We start from the raw sequence: 17654 nt of genomic DNA, 5'->3' as shown, positions 1-17654 counted from the left end.
ACGGGAGATAAGCATGCCTTCACTCAAAGACGTAAAAATGAAGATCGTGGGGGTCGGTAAGACCAAGCAGATCACCAAGGCCATGAACATGGTGGCTTCGGCGAAACTGCGCGGCGCCCAGGCCCGCATCGAGCGCTTCAGGCCGTACGCGGCCAAATACCGCGACGTGCTCGCCGAACTGTCGAGCAAGGTGGAGGGCAACGCCCACCCCCTGTTGGCAGAACATGAGGAAAAGAAACACTGCGCCATTGTGCTGGTTACATCAGACCGTGGCCTGTGCGGCAGCTTTAACGGCAACATCATCGCCACCGCAATGCGGTTGGCGAAGGAAAAAGCCGGGGCAGGGATGGAGATCAGCTTTGCTTGTGTGGGACGTAAGGGCCGCGACGCCATTCGTTCTGCCGGGCACACGATCCTCACTGCCTATGGCGACCGCATGGGGAGCATAGACTTCGCTCTCGCCAGCTCAGTGGCGCAAGAAGTCATTCACGGCTACGAAACCTTCGCATTCGACGAAGTGTGGCTGATCTACGGCGAGTTTGTATCCATGGGCAGCCAGCCGCCCCGCACCCTTCGCCTTCTGCCGTTGCAAACGCCGGAAGCTGAAGAAGTGGCAGAAGTGGCCGGAACGCCCCGTTGCGAATACGTGTACGAGCCGCAGGAAGAAAAGCTGTTGGCGGAGCTTTTGCCCCGCTACGTCAAGGTGCAGGTTTACCGTGGCATGTTGGACACCTCGGCCAGCGAGCACGCCGCCCGCATGGCTGCCATGGACAACGCCACACGTAACTGCAACGAGATGATCAACATGCTGACGCGGCTCTATAACAAGACGCGGCAGGCTTCCATCACCAGCGACCTCATCGACATCGTCGGCGGCGCTGAAGCGCTGAAGGGTTAAGGAGCCAAACATGAGCAAAAACATCGGTAAAGTCGTTCAGGTTATCGGCGCCGTGGTGGACGTAGAGTTCAGCGACGGCAACCTGCCGAGTATCTTCACCGCCCTGGAGATAACCAACCCGAACAATAGCGATGCTCCCAGCCTCATCTGTGAGGTTGCGCAGCACCTGGGCGACAACGTCGTTCGTACCATCGCCATGGACGCCACTGAAGGCCTTGTCCGCGGTATGGATGCGGTCGACACCGGGAACCCCATCATGGTTCCTGTTGGCAAGGCCGCCGTTGGCCGTATCCTGAACGTCATCGGTCGCCCCGTTGACGAACTGGGCCCGGTCAATGCTGAAAAATACTATCCCATCCACCGTCCGGCTCCTAAATTCACGGATCTGAACACCAAGGTGGAACTGCTTGAAACCGGCATCAAGGTCGTTGACCTTCTTGTTCCCTTCCCCAAGGGCGGCAAGATGGGCCTCTTCGGCGGCGCCGGCGTGGGCAAGACCGTTATTCTGATGGAGATGATCAACAACATCGCCAAGCAGCACGGCGGTTCGTCGGTTTTCGCGGGCGTGGGTGAACGCACCCGTGAAGGCAACGACTTGTACCACGAACTCAAGGACGCAGGCGTTCTGGAACGCGCTACGCTTGTGTACGGTCAGATGAACGAACCTCCGGGAGCCCGTGCCCGCGTGGCCCTTACGGCCCTTGCTTGCGCGGAATACTTCCGTGATGAAGAACATCAGGACGTGTTGCTCTTCATCGACAACATCTTCCGTTTCACGCAGGCTGGTTCCGAAGTGTCCGCTCTGCTTGGCCGCATGCCCTCGGCCGTGGGTTATCAGCCCACCCTGGGTACTGACCTTGGTGCCTTGCAGGAACGCATCACCTCGACCAACAACGGTTCAATCACGTCGGTGCAGGCCGTTTACGTCCCTGCTGACGACTTGACTGACCCGGCCCCGGCCACCACGTTCTCGCACTTGGACGGAACGCTCGTGCTTTCCCGCCAGATCGCAGAACTTGGCATCTACCCCGCCGTGGACCCGCTCGACTCCACCTCGCGCATCCTCGACCCCAACGTTGTGGGCGATGATCACTACATGGTGGCCCGTCGTGTGCAGATGGTGCTCCAGAAGTACAAAGAACTTCAGGACATCATCGCCATCCTCGGCATGGACGAACTGTCTGACGAAGACAAGCTGACCGTTGCGCGTGCGCGCCGCATTCAGCGCTTCCTCTCGCAGCCCTTCCATGTGGCCGAAACCTTCACCGGCACCCCTGGCCAGTATGTGAAGCTTGAAGACACCATCAAGGGCTTCAAGGGCATTCTGGACGGCGCATACGACCACATGGCGGAAGGCGACTTCTACATGCTGGGCGGCATTGAACAGGCCGTTGCCAAGTACGAACAGCGCAAGCTGCAGGAAGAGAAGTAAGGCGTTAATCGCAACGCTTTGAGGTTCTGGGTCGCGCCTTGTAAGAGGCGCGACCCGAACCCGGCCATCTGCGTATATCAGGAGCGAAGGAGTACCTATGGGCACGCTGCAACTTGAAGTGGTTACGCCGGACAAAACCGTGGTCAGCGGCGAAGTGGAAATGGCCGTCTGCCCAGGAATTGAGGGCGAATTCGGCGTGCTGCCCAAGCACGTTTCCCTGCTTTCTGCCCTGAAGATCGGCGGCCTGCGCTACCGCGCTGACGGCAAAGATGGGCACGTTTTCATCTCCGGCGGTTTCGCCGATGTGAACAACGATGTGCTCACCGTGCTGGCCGAATCGGCAGAGATGGCGGACAGCATCGACACCGCTCGCGCCATGGCAGCCAAGGAACGCGCTGAAAAGCGCATTACCAGCCATGACGAAAAGGTGGACATTGTCCGCGCTGAAGCCGCTCTGCAACGCGCAGTTGTGCGCTTGCAACTGGCCCAGCTCCGCTGAGCTACCAATTTTCAGATTTGTTGGGCCGCAGCAGCGTGGAAACGTCCGCGCTGCTGCGGCTTTGCTTTTTCCTAAAAGTCCATCTGTTCTGTCTGTTGTGCCTTCAATCTCCCCGCTCCGGCATTTTCATCTGCCCGACCTGACAATCCACAGTGACTCGGGCTGAAATCGGCATTCTGCCAAGAATTCTCGCCTTGCAAAAATAGACTTCCGCACGAATCTTGGATATTAATACAGGTTCAACGCGGAAAATTCGCCGCCAACCAATCCAGTTTCTCAGGACATGATCATGCCCAACCAGGAAAATATCCGCAATTTTTGCATTATCGCCCACATCGACCATGGCAAATCCACCTTGGCCGACCGTATTCTTGAGCTGACCCAGGTTGTCAGCAAGCGGGAGGCGCGCCAGCAGTATCTGGATAAAATGGACCTGGAACGGGAACGGGGCATCACCATCAAGGCCCAATCCGTGCGCATCCCCTACACGGCGCAGAACGGGCAGGTGTATGAACTCAACCTCATTGATACACCTGGGCATGTGGACTTCAATTATGAAGTTTCGCGCTCGCTTGCTGCCTGCGAGGGTGCGCTGCTGGTTGTTGACGCCACTCAGGGCGTGGAAGCGCAAACGCTTGCCAACGTCTACCTGGCTCTGGATCACAACCACGAAATCGTGCCTGTGCTTAATAAAATCGATCTGCCCAGCGCGGAAGTTGAACGCGTGAAGGCCGAAATCGAAGAAAGCATCGGCCTTGACTGTTCCGAGGCCATGCCAGTTTCCGCCAAAACGGGCATGGGCGTTGATGCTGTTCTTGAAGCCATTGTGCACCGCCTCCCCGCGCCAAAGGGCGATGTGGCGGGCCCTCTCAAAGCGCTTATCTTCGATTCGTGGTACGACAGCTATCAGGGTGTGGTTATCCTGTTCCGCATTATGGATGGTGCCATCAAGCGTAACGACATGGTGCGCCTGATGAGCACTGGCAAGGAATATGAAGTGCTGCGCCTTGGCGTGTTCTCCCCCGAAGCCACGGATGTGAACGAGCTTCACGCTGGCGAGGTGGGTTTCATGTGCGGCTCGATCAAGGAGCTTGGCGATGCGCGCGTTGGCGACACCATCACACTGGTGGAAAACCCTGCCACAACACCTGTTCCCGGCTTTACGGAAGTAAAACCCATGGTTTTCTGCGGTCTGTACCCCACAGAATCAGACGAGTACGAAAACCTCAAAACCGCCCTTGAAAAACTTCAGCTCAACGATGCTGCTTTTTCCTTTGAGCCGGAAACATCCCAGGCGCTGGGTTTTGGGTTCCGTTGCGGCTTTCTTGGCCTGCTGCACATGGAGATCATTCAGGAACGGCTGGAACGCGAATTTGAGGTCAGCCTCATCGCCACCGCGCCTTCTGTGGTCTACAAGGTAGACACAAACGATGGCAAAACCTTGCAGATCGACAACCCCAGCCATCTGCCAGACCCCACCAAGATCCGCACGCTTTATGAGCCGTATGTGAACATGGACATCCACGTGCCCAACGATTACGTGGGCAACGTCATGAAGCTGTGCGAAGAAAAGCGCGGCATGCAGAAAAACCTGCACTATCTGGCCACCAACCGCGTGGTTGTCACTTATGAGTTGCCGTTTGCAGAAATTGTTTACGACTTTTTCGACCGGCTCAAGTCTGCCACGCGCGGTTACGCCTCCATGGATTACCATCCGTTGGACTACCGCGAATCGGACCTTGTGCGTCTCGATATCATGCTCAATGGTGAAACCGTTGACGCTCTTGCCGTCATTGTTCACCGCGATCGCGCATATACCTACGGACGCGGATTGGCGCTCAAGCTCAAACGCAGCATTCCCCGCCAGCTTTTCCAGGTGGCCATTCAGGCAGCCATCGGGCAGAAGATCATTGCCCGCGAAACCGTTTCAGCCTTCCGCAAGGACGTGACAGCCAAGTGTTATGGCGGCGACATTACGCGTAAGCGCAAGCTGCTTGAAAAGCAGAAGGAAGGCAAAAAGCGCATGAAGCGCATGGGCAACGTCGAGTTGCCGCAGGAGGCGTTTCTGGCTGCTCTCAAAGTGGGCGACGAATAGATTTGAAAATGCAAAAAAGAAGGGTGACTGCAAACGAGTCACCCTTCTTTTTTGCATCGAAGCATGCCCCTCTGTCATCACGCCCAATCTGCTTCACAAATGCCCCTCCAAAGCTCGACTGAACCAGCGCGTATCCATCTATCAAAAATCAAAAAAAAGCGGCTCACAGGGCAAACCTGAGCCGCACTTTTTCGTTTCTCACCACTTTGGTCGACGTGCGCAGCAACTCAAGCCTTGCTGTGTTTGCATGGCTAGCTTGGGGCAGGCGTAATTACGGCAGGCGCAGCTTGCGCATTTCCGCATCACTGATCTCAAAGCGCCTCATGCACATGTCGTAATAGGCGCGCCACGGGAAGTAGCTAGTGTCACCGCGCCACTCATTGTTCATCTGTGTGGCTTCTGCCCGACACTGCTGATTGGCCGCCAAGGCCTGCTGATCGTCAAATGTCAGGGGAGGCCGCTCACGAGGGGTGCATCCGCATGCCAGGCAACCTGCCATCAGGCACAACGTAAGCAAGCCGCTGCCAACCAATGGATTTTTCTGCATGCCGGGCCTCCCTAGCGCTCATACTCGGGCATTGCGCCCAGGCTACATGTCTATGCGACTGATAACCCCATGCACGGCATGCACCGGCATTTTGTAAAACTGTACGAACGACGGCGCCAGTTTTTTGATGATGGCGTAAATGCGCCACAAGGGCGAGCTGGTGAGGATGTCTTCCACACCATAAAAAATGACACGCGGCTTGATGCCCGCCTCAGACAATATGTGGTAGATATCAACTACCTCCATATAACCTGCTGCCACTTCAAAAACACGAATGCCCTCAGCGGGGTCCTCATCAAAATGCCATGTCACGCCAATGGGCTCATTGGTGCGCCCGATGCAAAGCATGATGTTTTGCTCATAAATGATGCCATTGCTGAACATGGTCTTGACTATGTAGGGCGAAACCTTGTCCAGACTGCGCAGAAAAAATATGGCTGTACCGCGTATGGCGCAGCCTCTGGCCCGCTCTTCGGCAAATTTTTCCAGAAACTGCTCCTTGCCCATAGGGCGCATGCGTTGGTACGCAGCCCTCTGCCCACGGGTATAGATAAGGATCACAGTAAGCGGAATAAGGGAAATGAGGATGGACCAGTACCCGCCGTGCGGAAATTTATAAAAATTGGCAAAGAGGTAGATGAAATCAAGTACACAGACCATGGCCGCAATGACGGAATTGAAGTGCCGCCCCTGCAAATGGAAAATCCATACCATGAATACGCCTGTTATGGACATGGTGCCGGTAACGGCAAGACCATAGGCGGCGGCAAGTTTGTGAGATTCGCCAAAACCGCAGATGGCAAGTACCACTGCCACATACAAAGCCCAGTTTACTGAATTGATATATATCTGCGAGTGCAGTTCTTTTGAGGTAAAGTCCACCTTGAACAAGGGCATAATGTGAGTTGCCATGCACTGGTACATGATGGAAAACAAACCGCTTATGAGGGCCTGCGAGGCAATGACCGTGGCCATAAGGCTGAGTATCAGGAATGGAACATACAGATGCCTGGCCTGACTGTTGATCAATTCAAACAGCACGTTCCCGGCATCAGGATTGCGGATAAGAAACGAGGTCTGCCCCATATAGCTGGCCACCAGAGCCACAAAAACAATGCCCCATGCCGCAATAATGGGTTTACGCCCCATGTGCCCCATATCCGCATAGAGAGCCTCGCCGCCTGTGGCGCACAAAATAACCTCAGACAGCACAAAGAAGCTCGCAATACCGTTGTGCACCATAAAATCAATGGCGTACATGGGGTTCAGCGCCTTGACCACCTGAGGCGCCTGCGTAATGGAGGCTATGCCTGAAACAGCCAGCACACCGAACCACAACGCCATAATCGGGCCAAACACGCCAGATACCGCGCCGCTACCCTTTTTCTGTACGGCAAACAGCACCGTTGTAAATACCAGCGCAACGGCAATAATCGCAACCTTGGGGGTTTCCTCAAAGCCTGGCACAAGGGTCAGACCTTCCACGGCTGAAAGAATTGAAATGGCCGGGGTAATGACCCCATCGCCAATGAGCAGTGAAACGCCCACAAAGGCCATAATCGAAGCAAAGCCTATTTTTCTGCCAGAGCGCAGCAAGGGCCGCAGGATGGAAAGCAGCACAATGGTACCGCCCTCGCCGCCCTTGCTCAGGCTCATGGCCAGCCACGCATATCCCACTGTCACAAGCAGCAGCAAAGTCCAGATAATCAGCGAAAGAATGCCGATAAAATGGTCTTCTGTGCGCTCGGTCAGCATGAATATGACGGCCAGCGTATATATAGGGCTCGTGCCGATATCGCCAAACACAAGGCCCAGCGATTTGACGGTTGAAGAAAACGTAATCTGCTGCGAATCCATGTACTCCTCCAAGCATTGCAGCGCACCATAAAGCAGACAAGCGCGACTGGCAAGACAGCTTGGAACGCGCGGCCCATAAGGGTTTGCTGGTTCTCTGATGGGGGGTGCTGCTGTGTTCTGCCTTTGCAGCGGCTCACCCCTTCCCATAAACGCAAAAACGCCGCCCCTTGCGGGGCGGCGCCATATTACGGAAGGAAAACCAAGTTTACGGCAGCATCCAATGCAGCACGTTGGACTGCAGGTAGGTGAGCACGCAGATAAAGCCCGTCATGGCCAAGCTGTGCCCAAGCGTAAACCGGAAGAGGTCGCCTTCATGACCAACCAGATTGGTGGCAGCAGTTGCCACACTGATGGACTGGGGCGAAATCATCTTACCGGTAACACCGCCTGAAGAGTTGGCGGAAACGGCCAGGGCCGGATCCATGCCCACCACTTCAGCCGTGGAGCGCTGCATACCGCAGAACAACGCGTTTGAAGAAGTGTCCGAACCGGTCAGGAACACGCCCAGCCAGCCCAGAAGGGGCGAGAAGAGCGGGAACAGCGGGCCAGTCAAGGTAAAGGCAATACCCAGGGTGGAGCTCATGCCGGAGAAGTTCATGAGATAAGCCAGGCCCAGGATCATGGCGATGGTCGCAATGGGGAAGCGCAGCTGGTGAATGGTACGGAACAGGCAGTTAACAGCCTTGCCGAACGAATAACCAGGCATGAAAGGCACGGAGAAGAAACCAGCCAGCAGGATGGCCGTACCACCGGCGGAGAGCCAGTTGAACACGAACACTGCGGGGTAGTTGGGATCCTTGCCAGCGGCCAGAATGGGGGCAGCCTTGTGCACCATGCCGTCAAGAGCGGGCCAGGAGAACTTGAGCACCGAACCGGGCACGGCGTTCAGCAGGTTCTTGAACTGGGGCAGGCCCCACAAGAACACCATGACGGCCAGAACGATGTAAGGCAGCCACGCACGCAACACCACACCCGTTGAAGGGGCAGCACCGCTCAGCACGGTTTCCTTTTCGCCTTCAAAACGCCACACGGTCTTGGGCTTCCACACGCGCAGCAACAGCACCATCGCGATGATGGTGATAAGAGCCGACATGATATCGGGCAGCGTAGCGCCGTGGTAGTTGGAGAAGAGGAACTGCGAACCAGCAAAGCTCACGCCGGCCACGATGATGGCGGGCAGCACTTCCATGGCGCGCTTGAAGCCGCACATGACCACGCAGAGCCACAGGGGCACCAGCACGGACAGGAAGGGCAGCTGACGGCCCACGATCTGGCTCACGTGCATTTCAGGAATGCCGGAGACCTGGGCGCCAACGATGATCGGGATACCAATGGCGCCAAAGGCCACGGGCGCGGTGTTGGCAATCAGACAGATACCAGCGGCGTACAGGGGGCGGAAGCCCAAGCCCACCAGCATGGCGGCGGTGATTGCCACAGGGGTGCCGAAGCCGGCGGTACCTTCAATGAAGGAACCAAAGGCAAAGGCGATAAAGATGGCCTGCAAACGGCGGTCGTCTGTCAGACGCGCGAGCGATTCTTTGATGTATTCGAATTCGCCCGATTCCACAGTCATGTTGTACACCCAGACCGCCGTAATAACGATCCAGATGATGGGGAAGAGGCCAAAGGCCGCGCCGTAGCTCAATGCGCCCAGCGCTGTTCCGAACGGCATGCCCCACACGGCAACCGCCAGAACGAAAGAAAGTGCCACAGCAAGAGCCGCAGCGTAATGCCCCTTAGCACGGCGCACGGCCAACATGTAAAAAAGGCTGATCAGGGGGATACCTGCCAGCAGGGCGGAAACTACTGCTCCGCCAAACGGATCATACACTTGTGTCCAAGCCATATAACAGACCCTCAACTGTTATGTGTTGCAAGGGGGGCCTGAGCAAAGTGAGTCCCTTCCGTGCGACCCAGAAATGCTACCTCTTTCCCCCCACTAAGACCTTTGAGTGCGAATATAATCTTTCAGCAAAAAATACAATATGTTTCCCTATCCAAGTCGAGACAAAACTTACTGCTATTGTCGCAAATTGGCTGGCAGCGCGAAATACAGGCGAGCGGCCACGTCAAAAAAAATTCCTGGCAGATAGCTTGCCCACCAGAAAAGCCTGAATTTGCGCCCGCTGTTGCGCCAGGGTTTTATGGCCTCCCGGGCGGCGGCGTTGTGCCCTTCGCGCCACAGGGCCACAGCTTTCTGAAAGCATGCCCTGCGGGTCATCATTGTGACAAGGCCTGAATATTCCTGATCATAGCCAGGGTACAACACCCGGTGTTTCTCAAGAATTCGCAAAGTTTCATCAGCAAACTGGCCAAATTTACGAAAGGTCGTGTTGCCCCCATGCACCCGCCAAAGGGTCAGAGGCTCATCCACATAGTCCAGCTCCCAATCGTGAGCGATGCGGTAAAAAACATCGGCCTCCTCGCACACGTTGAGGCTCTGGTCAAACCACCCACCGTTGCGGCCTTCGCCCGACGGAGTTTTGTCAGACGAAAGGCTTGCCAGTGCCTCACGGCTGACCATGGCAGACGACATGGAAATCCACTGGCGTTCCATCAATGCGGCAAAGGCCATACCCCGCGCAGGGGACGTTTCGGCAAAAAGCCTCTTGAACACACGCTTGCCGTCAAAAATTTCCGTATCCGTGCACACCAGGCCCACACGCGGATTGCCTTCAAACAGAGCCACCTGGCGCTCCAGCTTGGTAGGCCGCCACACGTCATCGCAGTCAAGAAAGGCCAGATACCGCCCACGGGCCTGCGCCAGGGCCAGATTGCGCCCCTCGCCCAGAGGCACAATGCTCTCTCCCCGGAAGTAGCGCAACTTTTCGCCATAGCTTTTGGCAATGGCGGGGCTTTCGTCCGTTGAGCAGTTGTCCCAGAAAACAACCTCAAAATCCGTGAATGTCTGGGCCATGAGGCTGTCCATGGCTTCGCGCAGATCGCGGGAACTGTTCAGGCAATTCATGATGACCGAAACTGCGGGGGCGTTCATGCTTTATCCTCATTGCGCGCGGTGGGGGGTGTGGATGTCTGTTGCGCCGGGCTTTGCTCTGCCCCGGCGGGAGCGAATGAAGCCTGAGTTCTGAATACCCAGACCTTGCACAGCGCATAAACCATGACAGGCACGGTCAGAACAGCAACGGGCATGGCCCAAGCATAAGGAACGCCAAGCCGCACCAGCAGCCAGACAATGGCCGAATTGCAGCACAGGCCCACAGCCTGGGTAGCCGCAAAGCGCGGCAGCATGGTGCGATGGCTGGCAATGCCTGCGGCGGAATCTGCGGCGCGGAACGTCCACAGGCATTGCCCAAGATAGGAAACAATAAAACTGAGCGCATAGGCCAGGGCGTTGCCCGCCAGCGTGGGCAAACCTGCCACATTGACGAACAACAACCCCAGCAGAAAGTAGCTTACGGAAGCCGCGCCGCCCACAATGCCAAAGCGCACCCAGCGCCGGGCCAAAAGCCCGCGCACCAGATCCGCCAGCCATCTGAAGCCTGGCACAGCCTGCCAGCCGCTAACCACGGCAAATCTCCAGCGCACTGGCGAGCGCTACTTGAGTGCGGCAACAAGCGCGTCGCACACGCTCTCCACATCTTCGGCGCTGAGGCCGGGGTGCAGGGGCAGGGTCACAAGTTCGCCATAGAGCTGTTCCGTCACGGGCAGCGATTCCGCGCCCCCGCCAAAGCAGCTAAGCAGGTGGTTTGGTTTGTAATGTACGCCGGTGGGGATATCGCGTGCCGCCATAAATTCCTTAACGGCATCTTTGCGGCCACCCAGAACACGCACGGGCATGATATGGCGCACCACAAAGTCCTGCGGGTCAGTGGCCAGCAGGGCAAGGCCCTCCACATTTGCGAGGCGCTGTTCATAAATGGCTGTAAGCATGCGGCGTGCGGGAATAAATTCCGATTCAAGCCGCCCAAGCTGCACCCGCCCGATGGCGGCCATGATATTGCTCATGTGATAGCGCCAGCCCTGACGGGTCACATCGGGATCCCACGAGCGCGCCCCGGCAAAACGCTGTTTTGCATCGTTGGCTACAGAAAGCAGCCGGGCGTCAGAAGCCAGATTTCCGGCGGCCTCATCAAAGGCCACCAGGCAACCGCCTTCACCGCAGGTAATATTTTTGATGCCGTCAAAGCTGAAGCAGACCATGTCGCCAAAACTGCCGATCATGCGTCCCTTGCTTTTGCAGCCAAAGGCGTGAGCGGCGTCTTCCACCACGCGCAAGCCCTTTGCACGGGCAAAATCGTATATGGCGTCAATATGCCAGGGATTGCTGGCATAGTGCACGGGCATGATGGCAATGGTGCGGGGGGTCAGGCGGCGTTCGGCATCGGCAAGGTCAATGGTGCCTGTTTCGGGCAGCACATCGCAGGCCACAGGCTGGCAGCCTGCGGCGGTAATGGCCTGAAAAGACGCCACAAAGGTAAGGGAAGGAACCAGAACTTCCGGCTTGCCGTCTACGCGGCACTGGGCGGCAACGGCATCCACAGCCAGATGCAGGGCCGCAGTACCTGTATTTACGGAAATAACCTGACTGGGCTTGACGCCGAGGTAGCGGGCGACTTCTTCTTCAAAAAGACGCACTTCGTTGCCCATGCCGAGGTAGCCGTCTTCAGTAATAACACGGCTTACGGCGCGGGCTTCAGCTTCACCCACAATGGAGCGGGAAAGACGCATGGACATAAGGCCTCCTGCTGCGGCGGCATAACCGTAGCGGCTGTGCCGCTCCGGCTGGCGAAGGCTTCAGGCTGCGCGTCGTTCACTCAAAATACCGCAGGACGCCGGGCTTTAAAAAGTCCGCCGTCCGCACGGAATCAGTAGTGCGCGCCTGGCCGCCATGCTAACCCGCATCGGCGTTCATGTCGCTCAATAACGTGTCGAGGTCAAGCAGAATGAGCAGGCGGTCTTCAAGCTTGCCCACGCCCCGGATATACTCGGAGCCGATACCGCAAACCACCGGTGGCGCGGGCTCCACTGTGGAGGCGGGAATGCGCAGCACTTCGGATACGCCGTCCACCAGAAAACCCACTATCTTCTGGTTAAATTCCATCACAACAATGCGCGTATTGCCATCGTGCTCCAGGGCGGGCATGCTGAAGCGCGTGCGCATGTTGACGACCGGAATAACCTTGCCGCGCAGATTGATGACGCCTTCAATAAAGGCTGCGGCATGGGGTACCATGGTGATCTGCATGAGACGGATGATTTCCTGAACGGAAAGGATGTCCACCCCGAACTCTTCTTCGCCAATGCGGAACGTCACCAGTTGAAGCAGATCGCCCTCATGTTCCTGCTCGGAACCTTGCAGCACGTCCTGCCTAGTCGCCTGCGCCGCGTCCATTGTATCCGTCATGGGATGGCCTCCATGGTATAAGCGGGCGTTTTCCGCCCATGAATCGCCGCTTTTGCGGCAATCCGTCATATGCAATCCGCTGCAATCTGCGCCGGGATCGACCCCGCTAACTGGAGCGTTCAGGCCCCGGTTTCAACCTTATCGGACAGAGCGGAGAATACTTCAGAGTGGATGACAAAAACAATACTTTCGGGCCGGGTTACGCCCAGCTTTCCACCAGCGCGCGTTCCTGGGGATTCAGGTATTCCATCCAGATTCCCCGCATGTAGTCATAGTGATTGATGCATAGGTCAGGCAGGTTGGTTTGTTTATATGCCCAGGGCTTGGGGCCGTGAAAATGCACGATCCGCGCTTCATCCCTGCATTCCTCTCTATAGGGGGGGCTGTTCCAGCAATCATCCAGCCGCGTAATGCGCTTGCCAAAAAAATAATTCACCAACGACTGATCAAGGTTGCCGATACGCGATTCATTTTCCCGGCAAAAAGCCATGAAGTGTCCTATCAGGTCGCGCTTGCGCAGCCGCTCAAGATTGAACAGCGCCACTCCGCTGGAATATGTCCAGATGGGAAAAGGCATGGGAACGGTATACCGTTCGCCCCTGTATTCATAAAAAAGCTGCTGGTGCTGGTGATAAAATGGAGCTGTGTATTCCCTTGCCATGCCCACGTAGGCGGGATGTTGCGCAAAAAGTTCGTCCAGAGGGCGATAAAAAAGCACATCCGTATCGCAGTAAAGTACACGGTCGTCCTGGGCAAGCTCGGGCACAAGAGCAAGCTCAAGTTTGAGAAAGCATCCGGCGCAGGCCTGCCCCAAGGGTGTGAAACCGCTTGGATCAAGACGCGGCGTATAGCGCGCAACAGGAATATTTTCCGCAGCAAGTTCTGCCAGCAAGGCCGCATCATTTCCGGCGTAGACGCAGAGGCAGGGGGCGTCCTTGCCCTGCACTGCGCGCAATGACCGCACCGCCACCTTGAGCAGGGTCAGATACTTGATCTTGTCGTCAAGGCAAAAAACGGTCTTCACAGGCTTTCTCCGCGCAGACGCCGTTGCAGGGCTGCCGCCTGCCCCTGTAGGGCCGCATTGTCAAAGTCTTTTACCGAGGCAAGAATGGCGGTCAGATCTTCTGCATAGGGGGTGCCGTTCACAAGAGGCATAAACCGTTCAATAGCGCTTTCCGCATTGCCCCAGTCCGTTTCCATCAGTTCGGGCAGTTCGGCAAGCAGAGCCAGCAGGTTGTCCCGGTGCTCGCCTTCCAGATGCATGGTGCCTGCTGTGGCCACGCTCCCATCGCCTTCTAGACAGCGTACGCGCAGCAGCACCTCGTTCATGCACGCTTCAAACTCATCCATCAGTTCTTCACTCGGCGGAATAAGGGGCAAAGAGTTTTCCATGTGCCGCGTAAGGCGGCATACCCGCTCCACGCCAAGGTTGGCGGCAACGCCCTTTACCGTATGCGCCAGACGGGCCGCGCCACGCAGATCGCCGCAGGCAAGCAGCCCGCGCAGCTCCCTGGCGCTCTCGCCGTAGTGATCCACAAAACGCAGCAGCAGTTCACGGTACAATTCGCGGTTGCCGCCTACGGTTGCAAGGCCAGCCTCCACATTGACCGCCTGCCCCTCCGGCACTGAAGAGGCTTGGGCCGGATCGCGCATAACGTCCAGCGAAAGCCGTTCCTCACCCTCCTGAACACGGCTTTCCGCGGCTGCTGCGGCAGAAAAATCATCCGGGCCAACATCTGCGGTCAGCGGATTGGACTGCAATCCGCCCGGAAGCCATGTTTCAAGGGCGGCATACAGGGCGGCAGGATCAACCGGCTTGGTGAGATAATCGTTCATGCCCACGTTCTTGCCTTCCAGACGGGAAGCGGCATCAGCGTGGGCAGTCATGGCAAGAATGGGCAGATCCGCAGGTGAAAAACCCAGCGCGCGGATGCGCATGGTGGCTTGAAGCCCGTCCATTACGGGCATCTGCACATCCATGAGCACAAGGTCAACGCCGCCGTCGCGAACCTCTTTAACCGCCGCAAGACCGTTGGAGGCCACACGCACGGCAAGCCCGGCCTGGGTCAGCAGCTCGCTGGCGATCTGGGCGTTGATATCGTTATCCTCCACCACAAGTACAGTACGGTGCGACGGGGTTGCAACGCCAAGGGCACTGTCCACAACAGCGGCGGCTTCTTCCTGAGCCGAGGTGGTCTCCGTAATGGCTTCGCCCTGTTGCACCCAGCCGAAGGACAATTCAAAGAAAAAGCGGCTCCCCTTGCCGGGTGCGCTTGCCACAGAAAGCTCGCCGCCCATGAGGTTGACCAGCTGCCGCGCCAGCGCAAGCCCGAGGCCAAGGCCACTGTTTGAACGGGTCAACGACTCGTCGCCCAGGGCAAAGGGTTCAAAAAGCTTGTCCTTAAGAACAGCATCCATGCCGGGGCCGCTGTCGGCCACCACAAAAAGCAGACGGCATCCGCCATCTTCCAGGCCGCCGTGAGCAAGCTGCACACTGCACTCTACGGAGCCCGTGCGGGTATATTTGACCGCATTGTCCAGCAGGATGCGCAACACTTCTTCCAGATGCCGTTCATCACCTTCCACAACCACCGGCACAGCCGGATCAAGTGTAAAAATCAGCTCCAACTGTTTTTCAAGGGCGCTGCCCGCCACGCTCTGCCGCAACAGCTCCAGCAGGCGGGGCACCTGAAATGCCCGGTTTTCGCGGCGCAGCAAGCCCTCGTTGGCGCTTGAAAAATCAAGAATCCTGTTGACCATGTCCAGCAGCAGGCTGCCCGATTTGTTGATCTGGGATAGATAGTCGCGCTGCACGCCACTGAGGCCCGCTTGCAGGCTAAGATAGCTCATGCCGATGATGGCATTGAGGGGCGTGCGGATTTCGTGGCTCATGCGGCGTAAAAAATCTTCCTGCACGTGTGAGGCCCTTTGGGCGAGTTCCAGTGACGACAGGGCCTGCGCACGGGCAAGCACGGCCTGCTGCTTGCTTTTGCGAGCACGCCTTTCGGCCTCTTTCAGTTCGCGGATACGGGAGAACAGCGTTCCCTTCATGCGTTGCAGGGAGGCGAACATGACGGCCAGTTCATCGCGGTACTTGAGCTTCAAGGGCTCGGGATCCTCGCCCGCCGCCACGCCTTCCGCATACTGGCTGACCTCGCCCAGCGGCTTGGCGACCCTCTTCTGGAAGATATAAATATTGGCAACCGCGCTGGCCCCTAAGGCCAGCAAGGCAAAAAACATGGCCCAGACCATCTGGACAAGCGGAGACTCCTGTTTGCTCACCTGTTCCAGAAAGCTGCGGTACTGCACTTCGCGCAGGGCCAGCGCGCTGAAAAGAACCTGCTGCGCTTCACTGTCCAGATTGACCCTGTCTACCCAGCTCTGCGCGCCTTTCAGGTCAAGCCCGTCCCTGTCCCACAGAGGCGGCCCGCTATTGCCCACAGCCATGTTCATGGCGGTATCAAGCAGACTGTCGAGGTGCCTGCGCTGGGCAAGAAGCGCCTGAACCTGCCCTTGCAGACCTCCCGTCACATTGAGATTGCGGGCAATATGTTCAAAGGTTCCCTCGTGCCCGACGGCGTCCTGCATCTCGTGGACGCGATCCTGATTCAGCATCTGCCACTTGGCGTAACGCTCTGGATTGCCTGTAAAAATAAAGGCATGGGCTTCTTCGTAACTCTGGCGGGTATTGGTTTCCACATCCACCAGGAGGGAATCAAGCTTGTAGTAGTTTTCGAGTACCCTGCGGCCCTCATTCAGGCCACGCCCCAGAGACACCAGGCAAAGCCCAAGCAGAAGAAGAAGCAGCAACTGCGCGAGGTTGGAAGTTTTGATGATGGTTCTGATGCTCATGCTTCTTGCTCCCGCAGGCAACGGACAGTGCCTTTCGTCAAGCTTGAACCCGGACAGGCAGGCACCCCCGCGCGACTGGCGGATGGCCTCATACCTTGAAGTATTGGCATTCTTACCATAGGCTGCCGCAAAAATCATCCGCGACCATTCTGGAGAAACTGAAAACCCTTATGTCCCCCACCGCCCGGAATTTATTGCCCCACGCGGCCTTGCTGACAGCCATGGCCTTTTGGGGCTCCACCTTTGTAGTGCTGCGCATCGCCCTGACCGCCTTGACCCCCCTGCAAACCATGGCCGGGCGCATGCTTGTGGCCTGCATTGTTTTTTTGCCCCTGTGGCCGCGCCTCTGGCGCGAACTCAAGGAACACGGCAATCTGGGGACGCTGGCGCTCATGGCCCTGTGCGAACCCTGCCTCTTTTTTCTGTTTGAAACCAACGCGCTGCGCCTGACCACGGCCTCGCAGGCTGGCATGATAACATCCCTGCTGCCCCTGCTGGTGGCGGCAGTAGCCTTTGTAGCCCTGCGCGAACACGCGGGCCTGCGCATGTGGTTGGGTTTTTTGCTGGCAGTTTGCGGCGTCACGTGGCTCACCCTTGCCGCGGTTCCGGACGAAAAAGCCGCCAATCCCCTGCTGGGCAACATCCTTGAGGGTATCGCCATGTGCTGTGCCGCCGGATATACCGTGCTGGCCCGCCACCTTTCAACCGTATACAGCGCCCTGTGCATCACCGCGGTTCAGGCCTTTGTAGGCATGATCTTTTTTTGTCTGCTGGCTCTTGTGGTGCCGGAATCAGACACGCTTATCAGCCTTGGCAGAGATTTTCCCACCTGGGTTCCCTGGGCCTGCGTGTTCTATCTGGGCGGCATTGTGACCTTTGCAGGATACGGCCTGTACAATTTTGGCGTTAAGCGCCTTTCTGCTGGGCGCGCCGCCGCCTACACCAATCTCATACCTGTTTTTGCCCTGCTCTTCGGCGTCGCCCTGCTGGGCGAGAAACTCCCGCCCGCGCAATATGGCGGGGCCTTGCTTATCGTGCTTGGCGTGCTGCTGAGCCAATGGCGAGGAATAAGCCGCAACGCCCTGGCCCAAAAACCGACAGCATGATTT

14 protein-coding genes are annotated in these 17654 nt (G+C 57.3%); 5 read left to right on the top strand and 9 right to left on the bottom strand.

Translation table 11 applies throughout. The annotated features are described in order from the left end of the window. Positions 1-13: 13 nt before the first annotated feature. From RDK48_RS03955 to lepA, 4 genes are all read left to right on the top strand, one after another. Positions 14-898 (top strand): F0F1 ATP synthase subunit gamma, encoded by an 885-nt coding sequence (locus RDK48_RS03955; RefSeq protein WP_298997590.1) that lies wholly within the window; start codon positions 14-16, stop codon positions 896-898. Positions 899-908: 10 nt separating this feature from the next. Continuing rightward, on the top strand, positions 909-2330 hold the full coding sequence (gene atpD / locus RDK48_RS03950) for a F0F1 ATP synthase subunit beta (protein WP_298997594.1): 1422 nt from the start codon (positions 909-911) through the stop codon (positions 2328-2330). A gap of 97 nt (positions 2331-2427) precedes the next feature. After that, complete coding sequence (locus RDK48_RS03945; RefSeq protein ID WP_298997597.1) at positions 2428-2829, top strand: F0F1 ATP synthase subunit epsilon; 402 nt, start codon at positions 2428-2430, stop codon at positions 2827-2829. A gap of 289 nt (positions 2830-3118) precedes the next feature. Then, positions 3119-4924: a translation elongation factor 4 gene (gene lepA, locus RDK48_RS03940; RefSeq protein WP_298997599.1), complete on the top strand. Its 1806-nt coding sequence runs from the start codon at positions 3119-3121 to the stop codon at positions 4922-4924. Between the two features lie 271 nt (positions 4925-5195). Here lepA and RDK48_RS03935 read toward each other — a convergent pair whose 3' ends face one another. The 9 genes from RDK48_RS03935 to RDK48_RS03895 form a co-directional block, all read right to left on the bottom strand. After that, positions 5196-5471, bottom strand: coding sequence for a hypothetical protein (locus tag RDK48_RS03935; RefSeq protein ID WP_298997602.1), 276 nt, complete (start codon positions 5469-5471; stop codon positions 5196-5198). Between the two features lie 42 nt (positions 5472-5513). Further along, a complete protein-coding gene (locus tag RDK48_RS03930) occupies positions 5514-7328 on the bottom strand; it encodes a KUP/HAK/KT family potassium transporter (RefSeq protein ID WP_298997605.1) in 1815 nt (604 codons plus the stop codon). A 205-nt stretch (positions 7329-7533) separates the two neighbouring features. After that, positions 7534-9174: an L-lactate permease gene (locus RDK48_RS03925; protein ID WP_298997608.1), complete on the bottom strand. Its 1641-nt coding sequence runs from the start codon at positions 9172-9174 to the stop codon at positions 7534-7536. A gap of 174 nt (positions 9175-9348) precedes the next feature. Continuing rightward, the gene (locus RDK48_RS03920) at positions 9349-10323 is read right to left on the bottom strand and encodes a glycosyltransferase (RefSeq protein ID WP_298997612.1); all 975 of its coding nucleotides are present in this window, start codon (positions 10321-10323) and stop codon (positions 9349-9351) included. Then, entirely contained in the window at positions 10320-10856 is a 537-nt protein-coding gene (locus RDK48_RS03915) for a GtrA family protein (RefSeq protein ID WP_298997615.1), read from the bottom strand. The genes RDK48_RS03920 and RDK48_RS03915 overlap by 4 nt, the downstream gene beginning before the upstream one ends. 27 nt (positions 10857-10883) lie before the next feature. Then, on the bottom strand, positions 10884-12023 hold the full coding sequence (locus RDK48_RS03910) for a DegT/DnrJ/EryC1/StrS aminotransferase family protein (protein ID WP_240823211.1): 1140 nt from the start codon (positions 12021-12023) through the stop codon (positions 10884-10886). 157 nt (positions 12024-12180) lie between these two features. Further along, positions 12181-12648, bottom strand: coding sequence for a chemotaxis protein CheW (locus RDK48_RS03905; protein WP_298997992.1), 468 nt, complete (start codon positions 12646-12648; stop codon positions 12181-12183). A gap of 244 nt (positions 12649-12892) precedes the next feature. After that, on the bottom strand, positions 12893-13717 hold the full coding sequence (locus RDK48_RS03900) for a glycosyltransferase (protein ID WP_298997620.1): 825 nt from the start codon (positions 13715-13717) through the stop codon (positions 12893-12895). Next, positions 13714-16545: a response regulator gene (locus tag RDK48_RS03895; protein WP_298997623.1), complete on the bottom strand. Its 2832-nt coding sequence runs from the start codon at positions 16543-16545 to the stop codon at positions 13714-13716. Before RDK48_RS03895 ends, RDK48_RS03900 begins: the two co-directional genes overlap by 4 nt. Before the next feature lie 170 nt (positions 16546-16715). On the opposite strand from RDK48_RS03895, the gene RDK48_RS03890 reads away from it, so the two are divergent. Further along, positions 16716-17651, top strand: coding sequence for a DMT family transporter (locus RDK48_RS03890; protein WP_298997627.1), 936 nt, complete (start codon positions 16716-16718; stop codon positions 17649-17651). Positions 17652-17654 lie beyond the last annotated feature (3 nt).

The sequence above is a fragment of the uncultured Desulfovibrio sp. genome, assembly GCF_902477725.1.
Taxonomy (GTDB): Bacteria; Desulfobacterota; Desulfovibrionia; order Desulfovibrionales; family Desulfovibrionaceae; genus Desulfovibrio.
The sequence above is the reverse complement of the archived record's forward strand: the minus strand, read 5'-3'. Positions and strand labels throughout refer to the sequence as shown.

Coding starts and splice junctions, on each gene's coding strand:
- RDK48_RS03955 (WP_298997590.1), top strand. CDS start 14: ATGCCTTCACTCAAAGACGTAAAAATGAAGATCGTGGGGGTCGGTAAG.
- atpD (WP_298997594.1), top strand. CDS start 909: ATGAGCAAAAACATCGGTAAAGTCGTTCAGGTTATCGGCGCCGTGGTG.
- RDK48_RS03945 (WP_298997597.1), top strand. CDS start 2,428: ATGGGCACGCTGCAACTTGAAGTGGTTACGCCGGACAAAACCGTGGTC.
- lepA (WP_298997599.1), top strand. CDS start 3,119: ATGCCCAACCAGGAAAATATCCGCAATTTTTGCATTATCGCCCACATC.
- RDK48_RS03935 (WP_298997602.1), bottom strand. CDS start 5,471: ATGCAGAAAAATCCATTGGTTGGCAGCGGCTTGCTTACGTTGTGCCTG.
- RDK48_RS03930 (WP_298997605.1), bottom strand. CDS start 7,328: ATGGATTCGCAGCAGATTACGTTTTCTTCAACCGTCAAATCGCTGGGC.
- RDK48_RS03925 (WP_298997608.1), bottom strand. CDS start 9,174: ATGGCTTGGACACAAGTGTATGATCCGTTTGGCGGAGCAGTAGTTTCC.
- RDK48_RS03920 (WP_298997612.1), bottom strand. CDS start 10,323: ATGAACGCCCCCGCAGTTTCGGTCATCATGAATTGCCTGAACAGTTCC.
- RDK48_RS03910 (WP_240823211.1), bottom strand. CDS start 12,023: ATGTCCATGCGTCTTTCCCGCTCCATTGTGGGTGAAGCTGAAGCCCGC.
- RDK48_RS03895 (WP_298997623.1), bottom strand. CDS start 16,545: ATGAGCATCAGAACCATCATCAAAACTTCCAACCTCGCGCAGTTGCTG.
- RDK48_RS03890 (WP_298997627.1), top strand. CDS start 16,716: ATGTCCCCCACCGCCCGGAATTTATTGCCCCACGCGGCCTTGCTGACA.